The following is a 26,210-nucleotide window of genomic DNA, read 5'->3' as shown; positions in this document are numbered from 1 at the left end:
CCCTAACCATCCGGTAACCCAGCGTGCGGAGCGCACCGACGTAATACCGACGTGATACCGACGCAAAACAGACGCGGTACCGACGGGGTTTTCAGCCCCTCTCGCCCCCCGCCCTCCGGACATGAAAAAGGCGGGCCAAGGCCCGCCTTCTGATCCCTGTAACGCCGTTAGGTGGCGTTCACTGCTTGCCGTAGATCGCCGCGATCTTGGCCACGGCCTCTTCGGGCGGCAGCTCTTCGCTTTCGCCGGTCCGGCGGCTGGTCAGCTCCACCACGCCGTTCTTCAGGCCGCGCGGACCCACGGTGATCCGCCAGGGCAGGCCGATCAGGTCCATGGTCGCGAACTTGCCGCCGGCGCGTTCGTTGCGGTCATCGTAAAGCGGGTCCAGGCCCAGCTTGACGAAGCTCGCGTAGAGCGCCTCACAGGCCGCGTCGGCCTCTTCGTCGCCGGACTTCAGGTTGACGATCCCGACGTCGAAGGGGGTCACGCCCTCGGGCCAGATGATGCCCTTATCATCATGATTTGCTTCGATAATCGCGCCCATCAGGCGGCTGACGCCGATCCCGTGGGACCCCATGTGGACCGGCACCTGCTTGCCATCCGGACCCTGGACCACGGCGCCCATCGGCTCGGAGTACTTGGTGCCGAAATAGAAGATCTGGCCGACTTCGATGCCACGGGCCACGCGGCGGCGGTCCTCCGGCACATCGGCCCAGACGGCTTCGTCGTGGGTCTCATCGGTGCGCGCGTAGCGGCTGGTGAATTCTTCCATCACCGCCTGGCACTGCTCGACGGAATCATAGTCGATCTCGCGCTCGCCGAAGGTCAGATCGGTGATTTCGCTGTCATAGAAGACCTCGGATTCGCCGGTTTCGGCCAGCACCAGGAATTCATGGGTGTCATCGCCACCGATCGGCCCGGAATCGGCCCGCATCGGGATCGCCTGAAGCCCCATCCGCTCATAGGAACGCAGGTAGCTGACCAGGTGACGGTTATAGGCGTGCAGCGCATCTTCCTTCGTCAAATCAAAGGTATAGCCGTCCTTCATCAGGAACTCGCGGCCCCGCATCACGCCGAAACGCGGGCGAATCTCATCCCGGAACTTCCACTGGATATGGTACAGCGTCAGCGGCAGATCCTTGTAGGAGCGCACGTAGCTGCGGAAGATATCGGTGATCATTTCCTCGTTCGTGGGACCGTAAAGCATGTCACGGTCCTGGCGGTCGCGGATGCGCAGCATCTCCGGGCCGTAGGCGTCGTAGCGCCCGCTTTCCTTCCACAGGTCGGCGCTTTGCAGCGTCGGCATGAGCATCGGGATATGCCCGGCGCGCACCTGTTCTTCGTGAACGATATTCTCGATCTTTTTCAGGATCTTGTAGCCCAGAGGCAGCCAGGAATAGATCCCGGCGCTGGACTGTTTGATCATGCCCGCGCGCAGCATCAGCCGGTGGCTGGCGATCTGCGCCTCGGCGGGGGTTTCCTTGAGGACGGGCAGGAAGTAGCGGGACAAGCGCATGTGGCTGAGGGCCTCTCGGTTCTGGTCAGCGCTTGGTTTATTGGACTGCACCCCCGCGAGCAATGGGTATTGCGGGCACCAAGCCGTCATGAGGGTTGAATTCTGCGCCCCGCAAGGTGAGATAGGGGAAAAGAGGAGTGCAATCCTTGGCCCTGCCCGTACGCCAGCAACTGAAATACTGGGGCATCGCGGCAGCGGTGTTCATCTTTGCGCTCTGGTGGCTGGGGGATGTGATCATGCCCTTCCTGCTGGGCGCGGCCATCGCCTATTTCCTGGACCCCGTCGCGGACCGTATCGAAGCCTGGGGCGCCTCGCGCGCGCTGGCGACCACGATCATCACCCTGGTGGCCTTGCTGGTCTTCGTGGTGCTGATGCTGCTGGTGCTGCCCACGCTGATCAACCAGACCATGCAGCTGTTCAACACAGCGCCGGAGCTTCTGGACAAGCTCCAGGCCTTCATCACCCAGCATTTCCCAGAGCTGACACGGGAAGATTCCGTGCTGCGCACGACCCTTGGCTCGATCGGAGACACCCTGCAATCCAAGGGCGGGGCCTTGCTGGATACCGCCATGAATTCAGTGGGTTCGCTGATCAACATCGTCGTGCTCTTCGTGATCGTGCCGGTGGTGGCCTTCTACCTGCTCTATGATTGGGACCGGATGGTCGCCCGCGTGGACGAGCTTTTGCCGCGCGAACATGCCCCCACGATCCGCCAGCTTGCGCGGGATATCGACGACACGCTGGCCGGCTTCATCCGGGGCATGGGCTCCGTCTGCCTGATCCTGGGCAGCTTCTACGGCGTGGCGCTGATGATCGTCGGGCTGCAGTTCGGCCTGGTGATCGGTGCCTTCGCCGGGCTTGTCACCTTCATCCCCTACGTCGGCTCGCTTGTCGGCGGGACCATGGCCATCGGGCTGGCGCTGTTCCAGTTCTGGGGCGACTGGGTGATGATCGGCGCGGTCGCCGGGATCTTCGTGGTCGGCCAGATGGTCGAGGGCAACTTCCTGACCCCCCGCCTGGTCGGTTCTTCGGTGGGGCTGCACCCGGTCTGGCTGATCTTCGCGCTCTCTGCCTTCGGCTCGCTCTTCGGCTTCGTCGGGATGCTGGCCGCCGTGCCGCTTGCCGCCGCACTGGGGGTGATTGCGCGTTACCTCATCGCGCAATACAAGCGCAGCACCCTCTACACGGGATCCGAGGGGGCCCCCTGCCCCGACAGCGAAGAGAGCGCCAAACCCGAGGCGCAACAAGCCGCGGATTGAGCCATGCCGAAGTCACAGCCCATCCTGCCCCTGCTGTCTCCGACCGAGGCGATGGGCAAAGAGGATTTCATCCTTGGCCCCGGCAACGAGGTCGCCTTTGCCATGCTCGACAACTGGCCCGCAGGCTGGAGCGCCAACAAGGTTGCGCTCTGGGGGCCTGAAGGGTCGGGCAAGACCCATCTGACCCGGATCTGGGCGCGCAAGGCCGATGCCTCGCTTCTGGACGCACGGGAGCTGACGCGCGCCGATATCCCCGACATCTCCCGCGGCCCCGTCGCGGTTGAGAACGTGCCGGAAATCGCCGGGGACTGGGTGGCCGAAGAGGCGCTGTTCCACCTGCACAACCTTGTCCTGGCCGAGGGGAACTGGCTGCTGGTCACGGGACGGGAGGCCCCGGCCGCCTGGGGGCTGACCCTGCCGGACCTGGACAGCCGGATGCAGGCCGCCCCCGCGGTCAGCCTGGCCGCCCCGGACGATGCCCTGCTCTTCGCGCTGTTCATCAAGTTCTTCACCGATCGCCAGATCATGCCCAGCCCGGACGTGATCCCCTACCTGCTGCCCCGGATCGAGCGGTCCTTTCGCATGGTCCGCCACGTGGCCGAAGCCTTGGACGCCCAGTCCCTGGCCGACCAGCGCCCGGTGACACGGGCCATGGCGACACGGGTCCTCAAACGGCTGGCCGGAGACGACAATGCCCCCTAGGCCAAGGTCCTGCCCGATCCGGTCCCTCTTGCGCCAGCAGCGGCGGAAAGCGCGATGACAGAAGCAGACTTCTTGAATACCCCCACCCCTCAGCCCGTTGAGATCCCCGCAGAGGAACGCGACGGCCCTAAGCGGTTCTTCAACCGCGAACTCAGCTGGCTGGGCTTCAACTGGCGGGTCCTGGAAGAGGCGGAGAACCCCGCCGTGCCCCTGCTGGAGCGGCTGCGCTTCCTTTCGATCTCTGCCGCCAACCTCGATGAATTCTACACTGTCCGCGTGGCCGGCCTGCGGGAGCTGGCCAAGGCTGGCAGCACCAACCCCTCCGATGACGGGCTGACGCCGGCAGAGCAGCTGGTGAAGATCAACGAGAACGCGCGCAACCTGATGCAGCACCAGCAGAAGGTCCTGGGGGATCTGCGCCGCCTTATGGACGAGGCCGGGATCTCCATCCTGTCGCGCGAGGACCTGCGCGAAGACGACCTGCCCTTCCTGGGGGATGTCTTCCTGAACCGGGTCTTCCCGGTGCTCTCGCCGCTGGCCATCGACCCGGCGCACCCCTTCCCCTTCATCCCCAACCTCGGCTTTTCGCTGGCCCTGCAACTGGAACGCAAACGCGACCGCCGCGCGTTGCAGGCCCTGCTGCCGATCCCGCACCAGATCGACCGTTTCGTCGCCCTGCCCGCAGAGGCCGGGCGCCAGCGTTTCCTGCCCCTGGAAGAGCTGGTCATGGTCCACCTGGAACGGCTGTTCCCCGGCTACCGCGCCACCGGATCCTGCACCTTCCGCGTGCTGCGCGACAGCGACCTGGAGGTCGAGGAAGAGGCCGAAGACCTGGTGCGCGAATTCGAGACCGCCCTGAAACGCCGCCGCCGCGGCGAGGTCGTGCGGCTGAAGATCTCTTCCGGGGCGCCGGCGCCGCTGCAACGTGTCATCAAGCGGGAACTGCGGGTGATCGACGAAGAGGTGATCGAGGTCGACGGGCTGATCGGTATCTCTGCCCTGTCCGAACTGGTGCTGGACAACCGCCCGGACCTGCTGTGGCCCCGCTTCACGCCCCGGGTGCCCGAGCGCGTGCAGGATCACGACGGCGACATGTTTGCCTCCATCCGGCAGAAGGACATGCTGCTGCACCACCCTTACGAGACCTTCGACATGGTGGTGCGCTTCCTGCAGCAGGCCGCGCGGGATCCCGACGTGGTGGCGATCAAGCAGACGCTCTACCGCACCTCCAAGAACTCTCCCATCGTCGAAGCGCTCTGCGAGGCTGCCGAGGAGGGCAAGTCCGTCACCGCGCTGGTGGAGCTGAAGGCGCGTTTCGACGAGGCCGCGAACATCCAGCAGTCCCGGCGGCTGGAACGCTCCGGCGCACATGTGGTCTACGGCTTCGTCGACTGGAAGACCCATGCCAAGATCAGCTCGGTCGTGCGGCGCGAAAAGGGCGAGCTGGTGACCTATTCCCACTTCGGGACCGGCAATTACCACCCGATCACCGCGCGGATCTACACCGACCTCAGCTTCTTCACCTGCGACGTGGGGCTGGGCCGGGATGCGGCAAGGGTCTTCAACTACTTGTCCGGCTACGCCCAGCCCGAGATGCTTGAGAACCTCTCCATCTCTCCGTTGATGATGAAGCGGGACATGATCGATATGATCGACCAGGAGATCGCCCATGCCAAGGCCGGGCGCCCCGCGGCGATCTGGGCCAAGATGAACTCCCTCATCGAAAGCGACATGATCGACGCGCTCTACCGTGCTGGCCAGGCCGGGGTGCAGGTGGACCTGGTGATCCGGGGCATCTGCGGCTTGCGACCCGGCATCGCGGGGCTTTCGCCCAACATCCGGGTGAAAAGCATCATCGGGCGCTTCCTGGAGCATTCGCGCATCGTTTGCTTCGGCAACGGGCACGGGCTGCCCTCGGCCGGGGCGCGGGTGTTCTTCTCTTCCGCCGACTGGATGGGGCGCAACCTGAACCGCCGGGTGGAGACCCTGATCGAATGCAAGACCCAGACGGTGAAGGACCAGATCGTGCACCAGATCATGGCCGCCAACCTGCATGACGAGGCACAGAGCTGGGTCATGCAGCCCGACGGAAGCTTCCGCCGCAACGAGGTGCCTGCCGATGGAAAGGGCTTCAACTGCCACCGGTTCTTCATGGAGAACCCCTCTCTCTCGGGGCGGGGAAGCGCGGGTGCCGCAGATGTGCCACATCTCACCCGAGAGATGCAGGCCGGTTGACCCGGCCCGCTTCGCGGCGCAATAAACGAACAGCAAGTCAGGGACCGCCGACATGGACGGGGAAGACCCACAGTTTCCAGCCGATTGGGGGCCCTTTGGCCGGCCTCTCTTCGATGATCCCGAAGCCCGCGCCCTTAGCCGGGTTGGCGTTGTGGACGTCGGGTCCAACTCCGTCCGGCTCGTGGTCTTCGATGGCGCGGCCCGTAGCCCCGCCTATTTCTACAATGAAAAGATCATGTGCGGCCTGGGCGCCGGCCTGTCAGAGACCGGCCGCCTGAACCCCGAAGGGCGCAAGCGCGCCCTGGCCGCGATCCACCGCTTCCAGCTTCTTGCCCAGGGCATGGATGCCACGCCGCTCTCTGCCGTCGCCACCGCCGCCGTGCGCGAAGCCGAAGACGGGCAGGATTTCGTGGACGAGGTCGCGCGCACGACCGGCCTGAAGGTCTACGTGATCGATGGCCGGGAAGAGGCCCGCCTGTCCGCCCAGGGCGTTCTGCTGGGCTGGCCCGGCGCCTATGGGTTGATCTGCGATATCGGCGGCTCTTCCATGGAGCTGGCGCGGATCCACGACGGAGAGGTCCTGGAACGCGAGACCTCTCAGCTTGGGCCGCTGAAGCTGCAGGACATCAAGGGCTCCAAGAAGGCGCGGCGCAGCTACATCAAGGAAGAGGTCGCCAAGCTGGCAGAGACGATCGAGGTTGATCGCAACCGGCTGTTCCTTGTCGGCGGCTCCTGGCGGGCCATCGCCCGGATCGACATGGACCGGCAGAACTATCCGCTGCACGTGCTGCACGAATACCGCATGACCGCGAAATCGGTCCGCGCCACGGTGGATTACATCGCCTCAGAGAACCCCGATGCCCTGCGCAAGCGCTGTTCGCTGTCCTCGACCCGGATGAACCTGGTGCCGCTTGCCTCTGAGGTGCTGCTTGAGGTGGTACGCCAGTTCAAGCCCCATGACATCGCCATCTCCTCCTACGGGATCCGCGAGGGGCTGCTGTACGAGCAGATGCCGCAGAAGCTGCGCGACCGCGATCCCCTGATCGAGGCCTGCCGCTTCGCAGAGAAGAAGGATGCCCGCCTGCCGGGCTTTGGCCGGGCGCTCTACCGGTTCATCGAACCGATCTTCCGGTCGGCCAAGCCGGAGCGCAAGCGCCTGGCACTGGCCGCTTGCCTGCTGCATGACGTGACCTGGCGTGCCCACCCCGATTACCGGGCCGAGGTCTGCTTTGACAATGCCACCCGCGCCAACCTGGGCGGCCTGAAGCATGCCGAACGGATCTACCTGGGTCTGGCCCTGCTGCATCGCTACAAGAACAACCGCAACGGCACGCCCTTCGAGCGGCTCTACAACCTGCTGCCAGAGGAAGAACTGCTTCAGGCAGAGATCCTGGGCAAGGCCATGCGCTTTGGTGCGATGCTATGGCCTGAGCGCGATACGGAGATCGGCCAGATGCGCTGGTATCCGAAGAAGAAGGTGCTTGAGCTGGAGCTGACCGATTCGGCCTGGCCGCTTTTCGGAGAGGTCGCCGAGGCGCGCTTCCGCTCCCTAGCCAATTCGCTGAACGCGGAGGTTTCGCTGAAAAGCGCCAGCCGGCGACGCTGATCAGAGGTCGACGGAGCCGTCCGGGTTCTCACCGGGTTCGGGCGGCACATAGACCGGGGCATCGTCCTTGCGCCGGATCAGGATATCCCCGTTGGGCAGGATCTGCGGCGCCTCGTAATCAGAGAAGTCCTTGATATCGCCCAGAAGCTCCTGCCAGGCAGGGCCAAGCCGGGCGATGAAGTCGCGCAGCGCCGGTGCGGCCTCTTCCGCCTTGTCGCCAAGCCCGTCGAACGTCCTGTCCATCCCCTCTGACAACCCATCAAGGAAAAGCCGCAGACCATCGCGCATCTTGTCGTCGTTATCCTGCGCCTCCGCCTGGGGAGCGGCCTCTTCCTGAAGAGGGGCGGCCTGCCCGTCCTCCTGGGCCAGCGCGGGCGTGGCGGCGGCGAGCGCAAGGGGAAGCGAGAGGGTCAGGATGAGCTGTTTCATGACCAAGATATAGGGCGGGTCGCGGATTCCTCAAAGCCCCAAGCGATGCGGGGCGCCAGGGGGCGTCCGGCTCAGGCGTGGATCCGCTGGATTTCGTCCCAGGCGCGGTTGATATCCACCATCCGCCGCTCCGCCATCTTCACCGCTTCCTCGGGCACCCCGCGGGCGACCATCTGGTCCGGGTGGCTTTCACGCACCGCCTGCGACCAGGCCGCGCGGATTTCCTTCATCGACGCATCGGGAGAGATGCCCAGAACCGTGTAGGGATCGCGCTTGGCATCCGGCACGAAGCGGGCGCGCAGCACCTCGAACTTGTGCTGCGGCAGGCCGAAGATCTCTGCCACGCGGGACAGGAAGGCATCTTCCGCGTCGTGGTAATCGCCATCCGCCACGGCGATGTGGAACAACCCCTCCATCAGGTCGCACAGGACCGGGCTGTCATCCTTGAACATGCGGGCGATGCGCTCCGCGTAATCCTCGAAGCCCGCGACGTCCTGGCGCGCCAGGTTGAAGACACGGGCCGCGCCTTCCTCGTCCTCGGGCGGGATCTGAAAGACCTCGCGAAAGGCCGTGACCTCGTTGCGCGTGACCAGGCCATCGGCCTTGGCCATCTTTGCACCAAGGGCAATGACGGCAATGGTGAAGGCGACGGAGCGTTCGCGCGGCCCCCGCAGATGGTCGAAGACCACGGAGAGGGAGTCACCCTTTGACAGGGCGCGAAGGGCTTCGATTATGCGGGACCAGATCGACATGAGGACTACCCTATCCCGGTGACGCGGCATTGTCAGCGCGACATCACAGCAACTTCTGCATCAGCACCAGATCCAGCCAGCGGTCGAACTTGCGCCCGACCTGCGGCATGCGCCCGGTCTCTTCATAACCGATGGCGGCGTGGAAACCGATACCGGTGGCGTTCTCTGCGGAGACGCCGGCAACCATCACATGGGCCCCGGCCTCTCTGGCGTGCCCCTCGATCGCCTGCATCAGGGCCCGGCCCGCCCCCTGCCCCTGGGACTCAGGCGCAAGGATGATCGTGTGCTCCATCGCGTGCACGTAGCCGTCTCCGCCCCGGAACTGGTCATAGGAAGCGAATCCCAGGACCTGCCCCACCCTCTCTGCCACGAAGGTTTCGCGCCCCTGGCTGCGACGGGTTTCGATATAGAGCGGCAGCGTCTCTTCGGTCTTTTCCTCGGAGGCGAAGGTCACCGTGGTCTCACGGTAAAAGGGTCGCCAGATCGCAAGGATACGGGGGTAATCACGGGGTTCAGCGGGGCGGATCGTCAGGGCCGGGGGTGTCAGGGGGCGCTCCTGTCAGAAAGGGGTTCGGCGCCATAATTCAATCCCGCGCGGGAATGGCAAGAGCGCCCGTGACGCGGCGCTGCAGGGCGTGGCCGATGCCGCTCTTTTGCATACCGTGGGGTCAAGGGGTCCCCTCCGGGGTCACGAACGAAAGACAGGCAGGTGTCATCTGGGCAATATTGCGGCACAATGGGCCAAACTGGGAGGAACCATGACAACAACCGAGAGCCCGCCTGGCCAGAAAGCCCTGAACATCCGGAACCAGAACATCTCTCGCATCCTGGAGGCCGCGACGGAAATCTTCGCGCGCAAGGGCTATGACGGAACGCGCATGGCGGCAATCGCGGAACTGGCAGACCTGCCGAAGGCCAATGTCTATTACTACTTCGGCACCAAGGAAGACATCTATCAGGCCGTCCTGCAAAGGATGGTCGGCATCTGGGAAGAGGCAATCAGCGTCCTTGACCCGAACAAGGACCCCTTCACCTGCCTGGAGGAATACGTCCGGGTGAAGTTGAACCAGTCCCGCGATTACCCGGCAGAGGCCCGGGTCATGCTGACGGAGATGATCGCCGGCGGGCAGCATCTGACGCCAGAGATGAACGCTTTCCTCAGAGAGGTGGCCATGCGCCAGATCAGGGTGGTCGAAGCCTGGATCGATCAAGGGCGCATCCGACCGGTCCACCCCAGGCATTTCCTGATCGCCCTGTGGTCAGCGACGCAGTTTTACGCTGAATGTGACACCCTTGCGGCGACAGTGCTTGAGGTCGACAAGCTGAGGCAGTCGGATTTCGACACGGCAGGCGATACGCTGGCGGCGACCCTTCTAAGAGGGCTCAGACCGGACAGTGCCTGAAAGGACCCCGATGACCGACCCGCACACCCTGATCAAGACCCTCGGCATGACTCCGCACCCCGAAGGCGGATGGCACCTGGATACCTGGCAACCGGAATGGACCGGCGGCACGCGGCCCGGCATCTCTGCGATCTACTACCTGCTGGAAGAGGGCCAGAGCTCACACTGGCACCGGATCGACTGCGACGAGACCTGGTATTTCCACGCCGGCGCGCCCCTGCTGTGCCAGACCGCCGCAAGCGAGGGCGACACGCCCCGGGATCATTGGCTGGGGCTGGACGTGGTCGCGGGCCAAAGGCCCAGCCACTACATCCCGCGCGGGGTCTGGCAGGCCTCCTTCGCCGTGAAGGGCTGGACGCTGGTGAGCTGCGTCGTCTCGCCCGCCTTCACCTTCGACGGCTGGGAAATGGCCCCCGAGGGCTGGGCCCCCGGGCGCTGAACCAATCTGCCCGGCCGCCCGCTGGGCAGCCGGGGGCGGGCATCAGCTGCGCGCCGCCCTGATCAGCGTCAGGATATCCTGAGCCGCCGTCGGGATGTTGGTGCCGGGTCCGAAGATGGCCTTCACACCCGCCTTCTTGAGGAACTCGTAATCCTGCTGCGGGATCACGCCGCCGCAGATGACCAGGATATCCTCTGCATCCTGCGCCTTCAGCGCCGCGATCAACTGCGGGGCCAGCGTCTTGTGCCCCGCCGCCTGGGAGCTGATCCCGATCACGTGCACATCGTTGTCGATGGCGTCCTGCGCGGCTTCCTCCGGTGTCTGGAACAGCGGCCCAACGTCCACGTCGAACCCGATATCGGCAAAGGCCGTGGCGATCACCTTGGCCCCCCGATCGTGGCCGTCCTGGCCCATCTTGACCACCAGCATCCGGGGCCGCCGCCCCTCTTCCTCGGCGAATTGCTCTACCGATTTCTGGATGGCGGCGAAATCCGCGTCGCCCTCGTAAGCCGCCCCGTAGACCCCGGCCAGGGTCTTTACCTCGGCCTGGTGCCGTCCGAATTCCTTCTCCATCGCCATGCTGATCTCTCCAACGGAGGCCCGGGCGCGCGCGGCTTCCACCGCCGCCTCAAGCAGGTTTCCACCTTCCTTCGCACGTCGTGTCAGCTCTTCGAGCGCCGCCGTGCAGGCGGCGTCATCGCGGGTGGCACGGATCTTCTCCAGCCGCGCGACCTGGCTTTCGCGCACCTTGACGTTGTCGACATCCAGGATGTCGATCGGGTCTTCCTTGTCCTTGCGGTACTTGTTGACGCCCACGATCACGTCTTCGCCCCGGTCGATCAGCGCCTGGCGCTTTGCCGCGGATTCCTCGATCCGCAGCTTCGGCATGCCAGAGGCCACGGCCTTGGTCATGCCGCCCATCTCCTCGACCTCTTCCATGAGGGCCCAGGCCTTTTCCACCAGCTCGTTGGTCAGGCTTTCGATGTAGTAGGAGCCCGCCAGCGGATCGACCACCTTGGTCACGCCGGTCTCTTCCTGCAGCACCAGCTGGGTGTTGCGCGCGATGCGTGCAGAGAAATCCGTGGGCAGCGCAATGGCTTCGTCCAGGGCGTTTGTGTGCAGGGACTGCGTGCCACCCAGAACGGCGCTCATCGCCTCGTAGGCGGTGCGGATGACGTTGTTGTAGGGGTCCTGTTCCTGCAAGCTCACGCCGGAGGTCTGGCAGTGAGTCCGCAGCATCTTGGAACGTTCGGACTGCGCGCCCTGCTCCGTCATGATGCGGTGCCACAGGGTGCGCGCGGCGCGCAGCTTGGCAATCTCCATGAAGAAGTTCATGCCGATGGCGAAGAAGAAGCTCAGCCGCCCGGCGAACTTGTCCACGTCCATCCCGGCCTCGATCGCCGCCTTCACGTATTCGCGCCCGTCCGCCAGCGTATAGGCCAGCTCCTGCACCAGGTTCGCGCCGGCTTCCTGCATGTGATAGCCGGAGATGGAGATGGAGTTGAACCGCGGCATCTCGTTGCTGGTGTATTCGATGATGTCCGAGATGATCCGCATCGAGGGTTCGGGCGGATAGATGTAGGTGTTGCGGACCATGAACTCCTTCAGGATGTCATTCTGGATGGTCCCGGACAGATCCGCCCGGCTGACGCCCTGTTCCTCACCCGCCACGATGAAGCTGGCCAGGATCGGGATCACCGCCCCGTTCATGGTCATGGAGACCGAGACCTTCTCAAGCGGGATGCCGTCGAAGAGGATCTTCATGTCCTCGACACTGTCGATGGCCACGCCCGCCTTGCCCACGTCGCCCACCACGCGCGGGTGATCGCTGTCATAGCCCCGGTGCGTCGCCAGGTCGAAGGCCACGGAAACCCCCTGCTGACCGGCGGCCAAGTTGCGGCGGTAAAAGGCGTTGGATTCCTCGGCGGTGGAAAAGCCCGCGTATTGCCGGATCGTCCAGGGGCGACCGGCGTACATCGTGGCCTTCACGCCCCGGGTGAAGGGACCGAAGCCGGGCAGGTTGCCCATCTGCGGCAACCCTTCGGTATCCTCGGCCGTGTAGATCGGCTTGACCGGGATCTCTTCAAGCGTGTTCCATGTCAGATCCTCCAGGGGCTTGCCCCGCAGTTCCTTCTTCGCCAGCTCTTCCCAGTCCTTGAGCGTCTTCATCGCGTTCCTCCCGGCCCTCAGGCGCTCATTCGAATTCCATGATCACTTCGTCCACGGCAAGGCTGTCGCCGGGACCTGCATTCACCTTGGAGACCACCGCGCGCTTTTCGGCGCGCAGGATGTTTTCCATCTTCATCGCCTCGATGGTGCAAAGCGGCTGGCCTTCCTGCACTTCCTGGCCCTCTTCCACGTCGATCTTCACGACCAGGCCGGGCATCGGGCAGAGCAGCAGCTTGGAGGTATCCGGCGCGACCTTCTCAAGCATGTGCTTGCCCAGTTCGGCCTGCCGGGGATTGCGCACCCAGACCTCCAGGTCCGCACCGCGCGCGCGGATGCGGAAACCTCCGGTGATCTTGCCGACCTTCAGCACCAGCGGCGTGCCATCCACGGTCATCCGCGCCAGCGTGTCCCCGGGCGTCCAGTCGCCCTGGACCTTCATGGTGGTGCCATCGCCAAAGTCGATCTCTGCCCCGCCCTGGTAGGCAGAGACGGTCACGTCGAAACGTTCCCCCTGCAGGGAGACGACCCATTCGTCGCCCACCTTGCGTTCGTGGTTGTCCATCCGTCCGGAGATCCGCGTCCGCCGGATTTCCGCCACGCGGTGCATGGCGGCGGCGCTGGCGGCGATCCGGCGCAGCATGACGCCGTCCAGCTCCACCCCGGAGAAACCATCGGGCCATTCCTCGGCAATGAAGGCCGTCGTCATCTCGCCGGACACGAACTTCGGATGATCCATCACCGCAGAGAGGAACGGCAGGTTGTGCCCGATCCCCTCGACCTCGAAACTGTCGAGCGCCTCGCGCATGGCCTGCACGGCCTCGCCCCGCGTCGGGGCCCATGTGCAGAGCTTGGCGATCATCGGGTCGTAGTACATGGAGATTTCGCCGCCCTCGAAGACGCCGGTATCATTGCGCACGATGTGGCTGGCCTGAGAAACCTCCGACGGCGGGCGGTAGCGCACCAGCCGGCCGATGGAGGGCAGGAAGTTGCGATAGGGATCTTCGGCGTAGAGCCGGTTCTCGATCGCCCAGCCCGTCAGCTTGACGTCGTCCTGGGTCATGGTCAGCGGCTCGCCATTGGCGACCTTGATCATCTGCTCGACCAGGTCGACGCCGGTGATCAGCTCTGTCACAGGGTGTTCCACCTGCAGGCGCGTGTTCATCTCGAGGAAGTAGAAGTTCTTTTCACCGTCGACGATGAATTCCACGGTCCCGGCACTGGCATAGCCCACGGCCTTGGCCAGGGCGACGGCCTGTTCGCCCATCGCGCGGCGGGTGTCCTCGTCCAGGAAGGGGCTGGGGGCCTCTTCCACGACCTTCTGGTTGCGGCGCTGGATCGAGCATTCCCGTTCGCCCAGGTAGATGCCGTTGCCATGGCTGTCGCAAAGCACCTGGATCTCAATGTGGCGGGGCTGGGTGACGAATTTCTCGATGAAGATACGGTCATCGCCGAAACTGCTGGCCGCCTCGTTCTTGGAAGACTGGAAGCCCTCGCGCGCCTCCTCGTCGTTCCAGGCGATGCGCATGCCCTTGCCACCGCCGCCGGCGCTGGCCTTGATCATCACCGGGTAGCCGATCTCTCCGCTGATCTTCACGGCCTCGTCTGCATCCTCGATCAGGCCCATGTAGCCGGGCACGGTGCTGACGTTGGCCTCCTGCGCGATCTTCTTGGAGGTGATCTTGTCCCCCATCGCCTCGATTGCCTTGACCGGCGGGCCGATGAAGGCGACGCCCTCTGCTTCCAGCGCCTTGGCGAACTTCGGGTTCTCCGACAGGAAGCCGTAGCCGGGGTGCACGGCCTCTGCCCCGCTTTCCCGCACAGCAGCCATCACCTTGTCGATCACGATGTAGGACTGGTTCGCCGCCGGCGGCCCGATGTGGATCGCCTCGTCCGCCATTTCCACGTGCAGCGCGTTGCGGTCCGCATCGGAATAGATGGCAACGGTGGCGATACCCATCTTGCGCGCGCTCTTGATGACACGGCAGGCGATTTCGCCCCGGTTCGCGATCAGGATCTTCTTGAACATGCTGTCCCTTCCCCAGAGGAATTCCGGTCCACCCGGAGGGCAGACAAAACAAAACCCCCGCCGCGCGACAGCGCGGCGAGGGTTGCATCCCGACCACCCCCACGACGGAGGGCGGTGCGATTATTCAGTTGAAACCGGGCCTTAGTTGCAGGCGCTCGGGTTGGTCTGGCAATAGGCAACGTTCGCCGCGGCACCGACGAGAGCGCCGGAGCCCATGCTGCCGCCAGTCGCGGCGGATGCGCCGGCGCCGACAGCGCCGCCCACGATGGCCTGTTCGCCAACGGTTTGGCCGCAAGCTGCAAGGCCCGTGCAGAACAGGGCTGCGATGATCCAGTTTTTCTTGTGCATGACTTCACACCTTCATGTTGATCGCTTCTGAGAGAAGCAACGCACGGAACATGCGCTGGTTCCACGAATAGGCGAGAGAAGGCTTTATAGAAAGTCCGCGCACGCGAGTCCCGGCAGGCTTCCGCCGCCTCCCCGAAGGGAGTCGGCGGAAAACCCGCGAAAGATTCGGTGCTCGAAAAAAATTTGGGCGGTCGGAATTTGGGGACGCCGAGCCGCCCAGAAGGGGAAGGGTAACAGTAGTGACGCGCCCAAGGCCCGGTTCCCCGAACATCCGACGCGACAGGGCCGTAACTGCACCCGCAACCCCGAGTGCAAAAGCACAACTTCGCTCCGGCCGAAACTTGGGCCGAATACTGCTCAAGATTGCGGGAGCTCGGCATGTTCATGCCCAGTCGTCCTCCTCGAAGGCGCCCGGAAAGGATGCGCGCGCCGCATTTTCGTCAATGACCAGAAGGGCTTCGTAGCTTTCCGGATCAAAGGGTTCTTCGGCCGGAAGGACCTCGCGGCCGAAAAGCCAGCTCAGCCGGCCCGCGTCTAGGTTGCCCCGCTCAAAAGGTTCATCCCCGAATTGCTGCCACAGTGCCGCCATGAAGGCCTCGTCTGCACGGCGATCGGGCGCACGGCGGTCACGGTACCTTTCACGACGGGTGATAGGCGAGGCACCCTTGGGGTTCGCCCTACGCACGGTGAATTGGAAATCCGTTCCAGAAAGCCGCCCCGGGAAACCGCGATGCTTCAGCATGGCGCACCTCCGGAACAGATCTTTGTGCTGGCCGGACCCTGGTTAGTGCGGGCCGGGAAGGGCGAGACAGGACGGTCTTTGGGTGGCGTCCCGCAAAAGCTGATTGCACGCACAACAGCGTCAATCACGGCGGGAGATTCGGCATTCGTCGGAAAAGCCAGTGACATTCGGGAAACGATCCCCTCGGTGCGCACCCCGTTCGGGGGCGAAGTTTCGAAGGCCGCGCGCTCGCGCGGCGTGACGGTGACGGGGCGACGATCAGACATCTGCGCGCCTCCCGGCATGGGCAAGCCACCTGGCCCGGCGCTCTGGATCATCCAGCAGCGCCTGCGCCCGCCTGCGGTCATGCGCCGTCACGCGCCCATGGGCAAGCCGTCCGCCCGCGATGATTTCCAGTTCGGGGCCATCCCGCCGCACCTGTACCGCCGGACTCAGCCCGCGCGTGTCCTGCAACAGCCGCCAGAGATCCTGCCGGACCTGGTGCGCCAAGGCCGTGCGAGAGACCCGATCGGGCGCGGCCAGCCGCACCTTTGCCTCAAGGTCGAAGCGCACGGGAAGGGCACGGGTCACGGTGACCGCGCCGCCCTCTTCCAGTCTGTGCCATCTGTTGCGTGCCATCGGGATCTTCCGGGATCAGAGCGGGATGTTGTCGTGTTTCTTCCAGGGGTTCTCGAGCTTCTTGTTGCGGAGGCTCGCAAAGGCCCGGGCCACCCGGCGTCGGGTGGATCGGGGCTGGATCACCTCGTCGATGAAGCCGCGCTCGGCCGCGATGAAGGGGTTGGCAAAGCGGGTCTCGTAATCCTGGGCATGGGCCGCGATCTTCTCCGGGTCGCCAAGATCGGTACGGTGGATGATCTCTGACGCGCCCTTGGCCCCCATGACGGCGATTTCCGCCGTGGGCCAGGCATAGTTGAAATCCCCCCGCAGGTGCTTGGAGGCCATCACGTCATAGGCCCCACCGTAGGCCTTGCGGGTGATGACGGTCACCTTAGGCACCGTGGCCTCGCCATAGGCGAACAGCAGCTTGGCGCCGTGCTTGATGACACCGCCGTATTCCTGGCCCGTCCCCGGCAGGAAGCCCGGCACATCGACGAAGGTCAGGATCGGGATCTCGAAGCAATCGCAGAAACGCACGAAGCGCGCCGCCTTGCGCGAGCTGTCGATATCAAGGCAGCCTGCCAGCACCATCGGCTGGTTCGCAACAACGCCCACGGTCTGCCCTTCCAGGCGGATGAAGCCGGTGATGATATTCTTGGCGAAGTCTTCCTGGATCTCGTAGAAATCCGCCTCATCCCCGACCTTCTGGATCAGTTCCTTCATGTCATAGGGCATGTTGGGGTTGTCCGGGATCAGCGTATCTAGGCTGGTCTCGATCCGGTTCACGTCATCGAAGAAGGGGCGCACCGGGGGCTTTTCGCGGTTGTTTAGGGGCAGGAAGTCGACCAGGCGGCGGACCTCGGCCATGGCTTCCACGTCATTTTCGAAGGCACCATCGGCCACGCTGGATTTCTTGGTGTGGGTAGAGGCCCCGCCCAGCTCTTCCGCCGTCACCACTTCGTTGGTCACGGTCTTCACCACGTCGGGGCCGGTGACGAACATGTAGGAGCTGTCCTTCACCATGAAAATGAAGTCGGTCATAGCAGGCGAATAGACCGCACCGCCCGCGCAGGGCCCCATGATGACGGAAATCTGCGGCACCACGCCAGAGGCCATCACGTTGCGCTGGAAGACATCCGCGTAGCCGGCAAGGCTGGCGACGCCCTCCTGAATCCGGGCGCCACCGGAATCGTTCAGCCCGATGACCGGCGCGCCGTTCTGCACCGCCATATCCATGATCTTGCAGATCTTCTGCGCATGGGTTTCGGACAGAGAGCCCCCGAAAACGGTGAAGTCCTGCGAAAAGACATAGACCATGCGGCCGTTGATCGTGCCCCAGCCCGTGACGACTCCGTCGCCGTAGGGGCGCTGCTTTTCCATCCCGAAGTCCGTGCAGCGATGGGCGACGAACATGTCGAATTCCTCGAAGCTCTCGGGATCGAGAAGCAGTTCGATCCGCTCCCGCGCGGTCAGCTTGCCCTTGCCGTGCTGCGCGTCGATGCGCTTTTGCCCACCGCCCAGCCGCGCGGTCTCGCGCCGTTCCTTGAGCTCCTGAAGAATATCCTTCATGCCGGTCTCCTTCCCGCGAAACCATCGCGCCTGTCGAGGATCTTGCCCCGGGCCGGACCACCGGCAGGGGTATTCCGGGGGACCATAGGCGGGGAAGGGTCTGACACAAAGGGAAATCGGGCAAATTTGCAAACCATTGGCAGAGCCATTTCTGCAAATTGCAAAACTGCAAAGAGTATGCGCCGCACATGGACATGCACGCATCACGCGATTAGCAGTTTGCCATGGAAAATACTACGCGTCATGGCGGCGCTTCAGGCCGAACGCCTCCGCACCTGGTCACATTGGTCCTGCTTGCAGGGCTCTCCGCCATGGCGGTCAATGTCTTCCTGCCATCCCTGCCGGGGATCGCCGCGCATTTCGACACGGACTACCAGTTGGTCCAACTGTCCGTGGCGACCTACCTGGCGGCCAGCGGCGTACTACAGATCTTCATCGGCCCCCTCGCAGACCGTTTCGGGCGGCGGCCCATCCTGTTGATCAGCATCGCCATCTTCCTGGTTGCGACCCTTGGCTGCATCTTTGCGCCCAGCTTCAAGGCCTTCCTTTTCTTCCGCGTCATCCAGGCCAGCATCGCCACGGCCACCGCACTTTCACGCGCCGCTGTCCGCGACATGTTCGAAGGCGACAAGGCCGCGGCCACGATGGGATATGTGACCATGGGCATGTCCATGGTGCCGATGTTCGCACCGGCCATCGGCGGTGTGCTGGACGATATCTTCGGCTGGCAGGCCTCTTTCTGGCTGCTGCTGATCTTCGGGTGCGCCATCTTCGCCCTGACTTGGATCGACCTGGGCGAAACGGCGAAACCCAGCAGCCTGTCGATCCTGCGCCAATTCGCCGAATACCCCGAGCTGCTGACGTCTCCGCGGTTCTGGGGTTACTGCATGGCCGCGGCGCTGTCTTCCGGGGCCTATTTCGCCTACCTGGGCGGCGCGCCCTTCGTTGCCACCCAGGTCTACGGCCTGTCGCCTGCGCAATTCGGCCTGCTGAATGCGGCCGCCGGGCTGGGCTATTTCGTGGGCAACGGGATCACAGGGCGTTTCACCATGCAGATCGGCATGAACCGGATGATCATTCTGGGCAGCTGCATCATCACCGGCGGAATGGCGCTTTCCCTTACGCTTGCCTATGCGGGCGTCCCCGGCTACGCGGCCTTCTTCGGGCCGATCGTCTTTGTCGGGATCGGCAATGGCATGACCATCCCCGCCGCAAGTACCGGCATGCTCTCTGTCCGCCCCCATCTTGCCGGCACGGCCTCGGGGCTGGGCGGCGCCATGATGATCGGAGGCGGCGCATGCCTTTCCGCGCTTGCCGGGTCCATGCTGGCCCCCGGTACCGGGCATTTCCCGCTGACCTGGCTGATGTTCTTCTGCGGCGTCGGCGGCATCATCGCCATCACGGCCGTGAAGCGCCGGGAGCGGAAGTTGATGGGCAGCTGAGGCAGCTCACGGCGCGCCCCGCCCTGCCTTACCGCTTGTTAACCATGGTTTGCAAAGTTAGCCTTGCCGCAAGGCTAAGTTGCAAATCACTGACAGGTGGGGAATGGCTGCTCAGAAACTCTATGCCGGGGCGAAGCTTCGGGAAATTCGCCAGCGGCTGGGGCTGACACAAAAGGATTTCGCGGCCAAGCTCACGATTTCCCTGCCCTATCTCAACCAGATGGAGAACAACAACAGGCCCGTCTCCACCTCTGTTGTGCTGGCCATGGCGCAGGAATTCGGCGTCGATGTGACAGAGCTGTCCACCGGCGATCACGAGCGCCTTGTCAGCGACATGCGCGAGGCGATGGCCGATCCGGTTCTGGCAGACAGCAACCCGCCGCTGGCCGACCTGCGCCTGACGGCCTCCAACGCGCCGGCCCTGGCCCGCGCCTTCCTGCACCTGCACCGGGCCTACCGGCAGACCCATGAACGCCTTGCCTCCCTGGACGAAGCGCTTGGCCGGGAAGATGCCCGCGCGACCCCCTCCCCCTGGGACGAGGTGCGCGATTTCTTCCATTACTGCGACAACTACATCGATGCGGTGGACCGCGCGGCAGAGCATTTCGCAAGTCCGGTCCGCAATGAGAACAACATCCGCGTCCGCGCCGTTTCCGCCCTGGGCAGCCTTGGCGTGCGGGTCAGTTTCGATGATTGCGATCAACTGCGCCGGTACGATCCGGAGGCGAAGCACCTGACGCTTTCGCTGCGCGCGACGCCGGAAACCCAGACCTTCCAGCTGCTGTTGCAGGTGGCGCTTCTGCAGCAGGACAAGCTGCTGGACGCCACGCTGGATCTGGCGCGGTTCCAGTCCGACACCTCGCGCGACATCGCCAAGATCGGCCTGGCCAATTACTTCGCCGGCGCGGCGCTGATGCCCTACGGCAAGATCCTTGAGGCGGCGCAGGCAGAGCGCCATGACCTGGAGGTGCTGGCAATGCGCTTTGGCGCCTCCATCGAACAGGTGGCGCACCGTCTTTCCACCCTGCAGCGACCGGGCGCGAAGGGCGTGCCCTTCTTCTTCGTGCGGGTGGATCAGGCCGGCACGATCACGAAACGCCACTCTGCGACGCGGCTGCAATTCGCGCGCTTCGGCGGGGCCTGTCCGCTTTGGAACGTGCACCGCGCCTTCGAGACACCTGGCCAGTTCCTGCGCCAGCTTGCAGAGACACCCGACGGCGTGCGCTATGTCAGCCTGGCCCGCGACGTCAGCAAATCCGGCGGCCACTGGGGCGCGCCGGTGCGCCGCTACGCCATCGCGCTTGGCTGCGAGGTCGCCCATGCGGACAAGCTGGTCTATGCGGATGGCTTGGATATCGGCAATCCCAAGGCCTATGAGCCGATCGGGATCTCCTGTCGGATCTGTGAACGCGAGCGCTGTCACCAGCGCTCGGTTCCGCCCCTTGAGCGGCAGCTGACGATCGACGTCAACGCCCGCGGCACCCTGCCTTACGAGGTCGGCTGAGCTGCCTTGAGCGCGGCAAAGATCTGATCCTTGAGCGCGCCGCGCTGCTTGCGCAGCTCGATCATGGCCAGGTCCTCCACGGGGGCGATGTTGGTCTCGGCCCGGTGGATCTGACCGTTCACGTTCTGGTAGTCTTCCGCTAGGCGCGCGAAATGTGCATCGCTGACTTTCAGGGCGTGCAGCGCATCGGCGTATTCGGGGAATTCATCGTGAAGCTGGTGCGGCGTGTTAGACATCTGGGGTTCCCTTTCCTGTCTTCACGCCGACGCTAGCGCGGGCTTCGCGGGACCACCTTGACCCGGATCAAATGCAACGCAGGAACGCGCGGCTTCACTAAGTCCACCAAGGGCAGCCGGGCAGCCAGCAAGGCCAGCCCTCAGACCTTGGTCGCCACGGCCGGTGGCGTGATTTCCCGCCGCTTCAGCACCGCCTCACGCCAGGTGATGAAGGTCACCGCCGACAGGATCAGCGTGCCCCCAAGGATGACAAAAGGGTCGACCGCTTCGTTGAAGACCAGCGCGCCGACGAGCACGGACCAGACCAATTGCAGGAAGGTCACAGGCTGCGTGACGGTCATCGGCGCCGCCTTGAAGGCCAGCGTCATGCAGTAATGTGCACCGGTCGCCAGGATCGCCACGCCGAAGAGCACCGCAACCTGGGTCAGGTCCGGCGTGATCCAGACCGGGATCGCCATTGGCGCAAGCCCGATGGCCACAGTCACGGACAGCATGGCCACGATAAGCACGGGATCGGCCTCGTCCGAGAGTCGTTTCGAGATCATGTAGGAAGCCGCGAAAGTGGTCGCCGTGCCCAGCATGGCCAGGTGCCCCGGCCCGATTTCACGCAGGCCCGGCCGCAGGATGATCACGGCCCCGACCAGCCCAGCAACGACCGCCGCGATACGCCTTGCGTGAAGCCGCTCGCCCAGGAAGATCGCCGCGCCTAGGGTAATCAGGATGGGCGATAGGTAGTTCATCGCCGTCACATCAGCGAGCGGGATCCGCGGCATGGCGAAGAACCACAGGGCGACCCCTACCGAATGGATCGCGCCCCGCAGCGCGAACAGCTTCCACTGCGTCGGCGTGACATGCTGCCTTGAGAGCTTGCCGATCAGGGGCAGAAGAAGCGCCAGTCCAAGCGCATAGCGCAGGAAGGCGGCCTCACTGGCCGGAAGAGTGGTGCCAAGGCTCTTCACAAGCGCGGTCACCCCCACGAAGAGAAGCCCAGTGACCAGCATCCAGAAGACGCCGAGAAGCGGGCGAGATTTACGTGCTTGTGTCATGCAAACTGGCCTAAGCCGAATAGGCGCGCCTTTCAAGCCCCGCTCAGCCAGGCTCAATCAGAGTGCTCAGGCGTGAGGGCGATAGATCACATCAGCGATCGGATCGAGAGCGCCGTCGCCCGCCACGCCCGGTCAGAACCACTGCCCCGGCTCCATCAGGCCCAGGTCCAGAAGCGTTCTCTCTTTCCATTTGAACTTTTCGGAATTGAACCAGTAGTAGCTGCCGATCTGCTGCCGCGAGCCGGGGTTCTTCTTCAGCGCCTTGGCGGTGCGGAAGGAACAGATGCAGGCGGTCAGGTTATGGTGCCAGGGGCAGGAGTAGGTGTTCAGCTCCTGGTCATCAAAGGTGTAATCCTCACGCACGCGCAGGTCGGGCCGGGCGCGGAAGAAAGAGATCCTGTCGATCTTGCGCCGTTGCGCCGGGACGTGTTCCTCGAACCGCCAGCGCAGGCCGCCGAAGAAATCCAGCTGACGCTCCCGCGGGTGGCCGTTCTCATCCTTGCGGGCCAGCGCGTAATAGCCGGAGCGGTCCAGGTAGGCATCGTCGATGGAAACCGCATTGGGGAAGCGGGCCAGGTCATCGGCGTAGATATCGACGACGTAAGTCAGCATCGCATCGCGGCGCTCTTCGGTGTGGAAGGTCAGCAGCTCTCCCACCGTGCGGGTTTCACGGAAGGGATAGAAAAGGAACTCGGCGTTGTAGCAATAGTAAAGCCAGGTGCCCGCAGGCGCCGCGCGGTTCACCGCGTTCACCGCATTCGACAGGGCATTGTCCTGGGCCATCGTGTAGCGGATCCGTGTCACGACCGGTTCAAGATCCTCGGCCAGCTTGAAGGCATCCGGAGCAAACAGCAGCAACTGCACAAATCCTGCCTCGCGGTGATGGCGCAGGGTCGCGTCCAGCTCAACCTCGTCCTCGGCGAAGATCATGGCGATCGGCCCCTTGGCCAGGATCGGCCGGGACCGGGCGGTAAAGCTTTGCAGGCTATCGAAATACACAGGCGTCTCCGGCAAGGGTCGCGGCGCAGAAAACCCCCTGCGCCCCTGCATTGCAAGCCCCGGGCGTTCTGGTGTAGTCAACCGCCTTGACCCATCTTCCCCCGAAAAGGCACGCGATCATGGCCGGGACCAAGAAACTTTTCATCAAGACCTACGGCTGTCAGATGAACGTCTACGACAGCGAGCGCATGGCAGAGGCACTTGGCGGATCGGGCTACGAAGAGGTCACGACGCCGGAAGAGGCGGACATGATCCTGCTCAACACCTGCCACATCCGCGAAAAGGCTGCTGAAAAGGTCTATTCGGAACTCGGGCGCTTCCAGGGGCTGAAGGCAGAAAAACCCGACCTCAAGATCGGTGTCGCGGGCTGCGTGGCCCAGGCAGAGGGCCAGGAGATCATGCGCCGCCAGCCGATCGTGGATCTGGTCGTCGGCCCGCAAAGCTACCACCGCCTGCCGGAGATGGAGGCAAAGGCCGGTCACGGGGAAAAGGTGCTCGACACCGAGTTCCCCGAAGAGGACAAGTTCGAGAAGCTCAAGGCCCGGCCCAAGGCCCGGCGTGGCCCCACGGCCTTCCTGACCGTGCAGGAGGGCTGCGACAAGTTCTGCGCCTTCTGCGTGGTGCCCTATACCCGCGGCGCAGAGGTCTCTCGTCCCGCCGCCCGCATCCTGGGTGAGGCGCAGGACCTGGTCGAACGTGGCGTGCGCGAGATCACCCTTCTTGGTCAGAACGTCAACGCCTACCACGGCGCCGGCGCGGATGGGGACTGGTCGCTGGCCCGCTTGATCCGCGAGTTGGCAGAGATCGACGGACTGGAGCGCCTGCGCTTCACCACCTCGCACCCCAACGACATGGCCGACGACCTGATCGAGGCGCATGGCACCTGCGCCAAGCTGATGCCCTACCTGCACCTGCCCGTGCAATCCGGGTCCGACCGGGTGTTGAAGGCCATGAACCGCAAACACACGCGGGAGGACTACTTCCGCCTGATCGAGCGGATCCGCGCCGCGCGGCCGGATATCCATATCTCAGGTGACTTCATCGTGGGCTTTCCCGGGGAAACCGACGAGGACTTCGAGCAGACGATGGACCTTGTGCGGCGCGTCGAATACGGCACCGCCTTCTCCTTCAAGTACTCTGCCCGCCCCGGCACACCGGCGGCGGAAAAGGGTGACAAGATGGTGGATCCGCAGGTTGCCTCCGCCCGACTGACGGCCCTTCAGGACCTGCTGAACGCACAACAGCGCCGCCTGCAGGATGCCATGGTCGGTCGTGAGCTTGGCGTGCTGTTCGAAAAGCCCGGCCGCCGGCCCGGCCAGATGGTCGGCAAATCGGATTACCTGCACGCCGTGCATGTCACCGCCGAGGGCCTCGCCCCCGGCGATCTGCGGCGCGTTAAGATCACCGCCAGCCATCCCAATTCGCTGACGGGCGAGCTGGTCTAGGCGTCACTTGCGCGGTGTCTGGCGGATCAGCCGGCGGGTCTGCTCGGCAAGCTGCTCCGGTTGTCCCACAAGGCGTTCATCGCGGCACACGCGCTCTCCGATCTCGGTCGCGCGGTCATAGCTGAAGCCATTCGCCATGAGCGAATCGACAAAGGCCTGCTTGGGGTGATCCCAGATGACGGACTTGAACGGCCCCCGGAAGCAGCCAACCGTGATCGGCTCAGACGTTTGCGTGGCGTTTGCAGGCAGTGTGCCAAAGGGCGTGAGAATGCAGGCCGCGATTGCAGCCGAACCCAGGTAATTTTTCATTTCCAACCTCTTAGTGTCCGCAGGCTGGCCTTCTGGCCCAGCATGAGCGGAAATATCCAAAGCGGTGTCGCCCTTCCCCAGAGGGGGATCGGGACGGAGACGCAGGTCTTTACCCCCGCTTAATGGTCTGGGTTCAAAATCATCTCGCTGGGGGTCGGTTTCAACCACCTGAAAATGCATCGCCGCATTTTTCTGACCAATTGGTCAAATGACGCCGACAGCGCGGCCCCCAAACTGGCAAGAACTGGCCGTGCCAGCCCTGCCCGGGTGGATTTCCGGGGCCGATCGCATTCTTGACTTGCTCGTCGGCCCCTGCCCTGCCACGCTGATCTCAGGCCCGACCTGAATATCTGATGAAGGAGTCCTACTTGGCCACAAGCCTTCTGCCCCCGCAAACGGATGACACTCAACTTGCCGAAGCTGCCGTCGAATTCCCGGACAACTTCCTGCTCATTGAGTTGTGCGGCGAACATGACCGCAATCTTGCCCAGCTGGAAACAAAGCTTGGCACACAGATCCTGAGGCGCGGCAACTACCTTGTCGCCATCGGCTCGGCGGAGGCGGCGAAAGAGACGATCGATGTCCTGCGCGCGCTCTATGCCCGCCTAGAGGCCGGACGAGAGGTCACCAGCGCCGATATCGACCGCGAATTGCGCATGCACAGCGCCCCGGAGATGTTCGATCCCGTTGGCGATCCCGCCGATCAGCTTGAGATGTTCAAGGGCGGCGCGGTCGAGATCAAGACGCGCAAGAAGATGGTCGAGCCCCGGACAGAGGCGCAGAAGGCCTATGTCCAGAACCTCTTTGCGCATGAACTGGGTTTCGGCATCGGCCCGGCGGGCACCGGCAAGACTTACCTGGCCGTCGCCGTTGGCGTGTCGATGTTCATCGAAGGGCACGTAGACAAGATCATCCTGTCCCGCCCCGCCGTCGAAGCCGGCGAAAAGCTTGGCTACTTGCCTGGCGACATGAAGGACAAGGTCGATCCCTACATGCAGCCGCTCTACGATGCGCTGAACGACTTCCTGCCGGCCAAGCAACTGGCCAAGCTGCTGGAAGAAAAGCGGATTGAGATCGCGCCCTTGGCCTTCATGCGCGGCCGGACCCTGGCAAACGCCTTTGTCGTGCTGGATGAGGCGCAGAACGCCACCACCATGCAGATGAAGATGTTCCTGACCCGGTTGGGCGAAGGCTCCCGCATGGTGATCACCGGCGACCGCAGCCAGGTCGACCTGCCGCGCGGCGTGCAATCGGGCCTGCGGGACGCGGAAAGACTGCTGGGCAATATCGACGACATCACCTTCAACTACTTCACTGCCAAGGATGTCGTCCGCCACCCGCTGGTCGCCAAGATCATCGAAGCCTATGAGGCCGACGAGGCCTGAGCCGCCCAAAGGGACATGAGACAAAAGGCCGGCTTAGCCCCTGCGGCGACGC

General features: G+C 64.1%; 24 protein-coding genes. 10 read left to right on the top strand and 14 right to left on the bottom strand.

Annotated features, from left to right (window positions below; translation table 11 throughout):
• Positions 1 to 178: 178 nt before the first annotated feature.
• Positions 179 to 1,516 (bottom strand): proline--tRNA ligase, encoded by a 1,338-nt coding sequence (gene proS / locus HCZ97_RS12540; protein WP_167689057.1) that lies wholly within the window; start codon positions 1,514 to 1,516, stop codon positions 179 to 181.
• Between the two features lie 146 nt (positions 1,517 to 1,662).
• Here proS and HCZ97_RS12535 point away from each other — a divergent pair, with 146 nt between their 5' ends.
• From HCZ97_RS12535 to HCZ97_RS12520, 4 genes are read left to right on the top strand one after another with little or no spacing between them, the layout of a single operon-like run.
• Positions 1,663 to 2,775, top strand: coding sequence for an AI-2E family transporter (locus HCZ97_RS12535; RefSeq protein ID WP_167689056.1), 1,113 nt, complete (start codon positions 1,663 to 1,665; stop codon positions 2,773 to 2,775).
• 3 nt (positions 2,776 to 2,778) lie between these two features.
• Entirely contained in the window at positions 2,779 to 3,477 is a 699-nt protein-coding gene (locus HCZ97_RS12530) for a chromosomal replication initiator DnaA (protein WP_167689055.1), read from the top strand.
• A gap of 54 nt (positions 3,478 to 3,531) precedes the next feature.
• On the top strand, positions 3,532 to 5,712 hold the full coding sequence (locus HCZ97_RS12525) for an RNA degradosome polyphosphate kinase (RefSeq protein ID WP_167689054.1): 2,181 nt from the start codon (positions 3,532 to 3,534) through the stop codon (positions 5,710 to 5,712).
• A gap of 52 nt (positions 5,713 to 5,764) precedes the next feature.
• Entirely contained in the window at positions 5,765 to 7,318 is a 1,554-nt protein-coding gene (locus HCZ97_RS12520; protein WP_167689053.1) for a Ppx/GppA family phosphatase, read from the top strand.
• Here the strand turns inward: HCZ97_RS12520 and HCZ97_RS12515 are convergent, their stop codons facing one another.
• From HCZ97_RS12515 to HCZ97_RS12505, 3 genes are all read right to left on the bottom strand, one after another.
• Positions 7,319 to 7,747, bottom strand: a complete 429-nt coding sequence (locus HCZ97_RS12515) for a hypothetical protein (protein WP_167689052.1) — start codon at positions 7,745 to 7,747, stop codon at positions 7,319 to 7,321.
• A gap of 71 nt (positions 7,748 to 7,818) precedes the next feature.
• Positions 7,819 to 8,499 carry a molecular chaperone DjiA gene (locus HCZ97_RS12510; protein ID WP_167689051.1) on the bottom strand — a complete coding sequence of 227 codons (681 nt, stop codon included), beginning with the start codon at positions 8,497 to 8,499 and terminating at the stop codon, positions 7,819 to 7,821.
• Positions 8,500 to 8,542: 43 nt separating this feature from the next.
• Positions 8,543 to 9,031, bottom strand: a complete 489-nt coding sequence (locus HCZ97_RS12505; protein WP_167689089.1) for a GNAT family N-acetyltransferase — start codon at positions 9,029 to 9,031, stop codon at positions 8,543 to 8,545.
• Positions 9,032 to 9,257: 226 nt separating this feature from the next.
• Between HCZ97_RS12505 and HCZ97_RS12500 the strand changes: the two genes are divergently transcribed.
• Entirely contained in the window at positions 9,258 to 9,902 is a 645-nt protein-coding gene (locus HCZ97_RS12500; RefSeq protein WP_167689050.1) for a TetR family transcriptional regulator C-terminal domain-containing protein, read from the top strand.
• A 10-nt stretch (positions 9,903 to 9,912) separates the two neighbouring features.
• The gene (locus HCZ97_RS12495) at positions 9,913 to 10,341 is read left to right on the top strand and encodes a cupin domain-containing protein (protein ID WP_167689049.1); all 429 of its coding nucleotides are present in this window, start codon (positions 9,913 to 9,915) and stop codon (positions 10,339 to 10,341) included.
• 42 nt (positions 10,342 to 10,383) lie between these two features.
• On the opposite strand, the gene scpA is transcribed toward HCZ97_RS12495, so the two are convergent.
• The 6 genes from scpA to HCZ97_RS12465 form a co-directional block, all read right to left on the bottom strand.
• On the bottom strand, positions 10,384 to 12,510 hold the full coding sequence (gene scpA, locus HCZ97_RS12490) for a methylmalonyl-CoA mutase (protein ID WP_167689048.1): 2,127 nt from the start codon (positions 12,508 to 12,510) through the stop codon (positions 10,384 to 10,386).
• A 25-nt stretch (positions 12,511 to 12,535) separates the two neighbouring features.
• Positions 12,536 to 14,536 (bottom strand): acetyl/propionyl/methylcrotonyl-CoA carboxylase subunit alpha, encoded by a 2,001-nt coding sequence (locus HCZ97_RS12485; protein ID WP_167689047.1) that lies wholly within the window; start codon positions 14,534 to 14,536, stop codon positions 12,536 to 12,538.
• Between the two features lie 141 nt (positions 14,537 to 14,677).
• Positions 14,678 to 14,884, bottom strand: a complete 207-nt coding sequence (locus HCZ97_RS12480; protein ID WP_167689046.1) for a hypothetical protein — start codon at positions 14,882 to 14,884, stop codon at positions 14,678 to 14,680.
• A gap of 382 nt (positions 14,885 to 15,266) precedes the next feature.
• Positions 15,267 to 15,626 (bottom strand): hypothetical protein, encoded by a 360-nt coding sequence (locus HCZ97_RS12475; protein WP_167689045.1) that lies wholly within the window; start codon positions 15,624 to 15,626, stop codon positions 15,267 to 15,269.
• A gap of 258 nt (positions 15,627 to 15,884) precedes the next feature.
• Entirely contained in the window at positions 15,885 to 16,244 is a 360-nt protein-coding gene (locus HCZ97_RS12470) for a hypothetical protein (RefSeq protein WP_167689044.1), read from the bottom strand.
• 15 nt (positions 16,245 to 16,259) lie between these two features.
• Positions 16,260 to 17,792 (bottom strand): acyl-CoA carboxylase subunit beta, encoded by a 1,533-nt coding sequence (locus HCZ97_RS12465; protein ID WP_167689043.1) that lies wholly within the window; start codon positions 17,790 to 17,792, stop codon positions 16,260 to 16,262.
• Positions 17,793 to 18,016: 224 nt separating this feature from the next.
• Between HCZ97_RS12465 and HCZ97_RS12460 the strand changes: the two genes are divergently transcribed.
• Complete coding sequence (locus HCZ97_RS12460; protein WP_167689042.1) at positions 18,017 to 19,234, top strand: multidrug effflux MFS transporter; 1,218 nt, start codon at positions 18,017 to 18,019, stop codon at positions 19,232 to 19,234.
• A gap of 103 nt (positions 19,235 to 19,337) precedes the next feature.
• On the top strand, positions 19,338 to 20,738 hold the full coding sequence (locus HCZ97_RS12455; protein WP_167689041.1) for a short-chain fatty acyl-CoA regulator family protein: 1,401 nt from the start codon (positions 19,338 to 19,340) through the stop codon (positions 20,736 to 20,738).
• On the opposite strand, the gene HCZ97_RS12450 is transcribed toward HCZ97_RS12455, so the two are convergent.
• The 3 genes from HCZ97_RS12450 to HCZ97_RS12440 form a co-directional block, all read right to left on the bottom strand.
• Positions 20,723 to 20,974, bottom strand: a complete 252-nt coding sequence (locus tag HCZ97_RS12450) for a YdcH family protein (protein WP_167689040.1) — start codon at positions 20,972 to 20,974, stop codon at positions 20,723 to 20,725. The two genes, HCZ97_RS12455 and HCZ97_RS12450, sit on opposite strands and share 16 nt — an antisense overlap.
• A gap of 140 nt (positions 20,975 to 21,114) precedes the next feature.
• Positions 21,115 to 22,020: a DMT family transporter gene (locus HCZ97_RS12445; RefSeq protein ID WP_167689039.1), complete on the bottom strand. Its 906-nt coding sequence runs from the start codon at positions 22,018 to 22,020 to the stop codon at positions 21,115 to 21,117.
• A 132-nt stretch (positions 22,021 to 22,152) separates the two neighbouring features.
• On the bottom strand, positions 22,153 to 23,019 hold the full coding sequence (locus HCZ97_RS12440; RefSeq protein WP_167689038.1) for a glycosyltransferase family 2 protein: 867 nt from the start codon (positions 23,017 to 23,019) through the stop codon (positions 22,153 to 22,155).
• 119 nt (positions 23,020 to 23,138) lie between these two features.
• Between HCZ97_RS12440 and miaB the strand changes: the two genes are divergently transcribed.
• Positions 23,139 to 24,464, top strand: a complete 1,326-nt coding sequence (miaB, locus tag HCZ97_RS12435) for a tRNA (N6-isopentenyl adenosine(37)-C2)-methylthiotransferase MiaB (protein ID WP_167689037.1) — start codon at positions 23,139 to 23,141, stop codon at positions 24,462 to 24,464.
• Between the two features lie 3 nt (positions 24,465 to 24,467).
• Here the strand turns inward: miaB and HCZ97_RS12430 are convergent, their stop codons facing one another.
• Positions 24,468 to 24,953, bottom strand: a complete 486-nt coding sequence (locus HCZ97_RS12430) for a hypothetical protein (protein ID WP_167689036.1) — start codon at positions 24,951 to 24,953, stop codon at positions 24,468 to 24,470.
• A gap of 188 nt (positions 24,954 to 25,141) precedes the next feature.
• Between HCZ97_RS12430 and HCZ97_RS12425 the strand changes: the two genes are divergently transcribed.
• The gene (locus HCZ97_RS12425; RefSeq protein WP_254871505.1) at positions 25,142 to 26,158 is read left to right on the top strand and encodes a PhoH family protein; all 1,017 of its coding nucleotides are present in this window, start codon (positions 25,142 to 25,144) and stop codon (positions 26,156 to 26,158) included.
• The last annotated feature ends 52 nt before the right edge of the window (positions 26,159 to 26,210 follow it).

Origin of the sequence: Pseudooceanicola sp. HF7, from assembly GCF_011806405.1 — a bacterium.
Lineage (GTDB): Bacteria > Pseudomonadota > Alphaproteobacteria > Rhodobacterales > Rhodobacteraceae > Pseudooceanicola.
The sequence above is the reverse complement of the archived record's forward strand: the minus strand, read 5'-3'. Positions and strand labels throughout refer to the sequence as shown.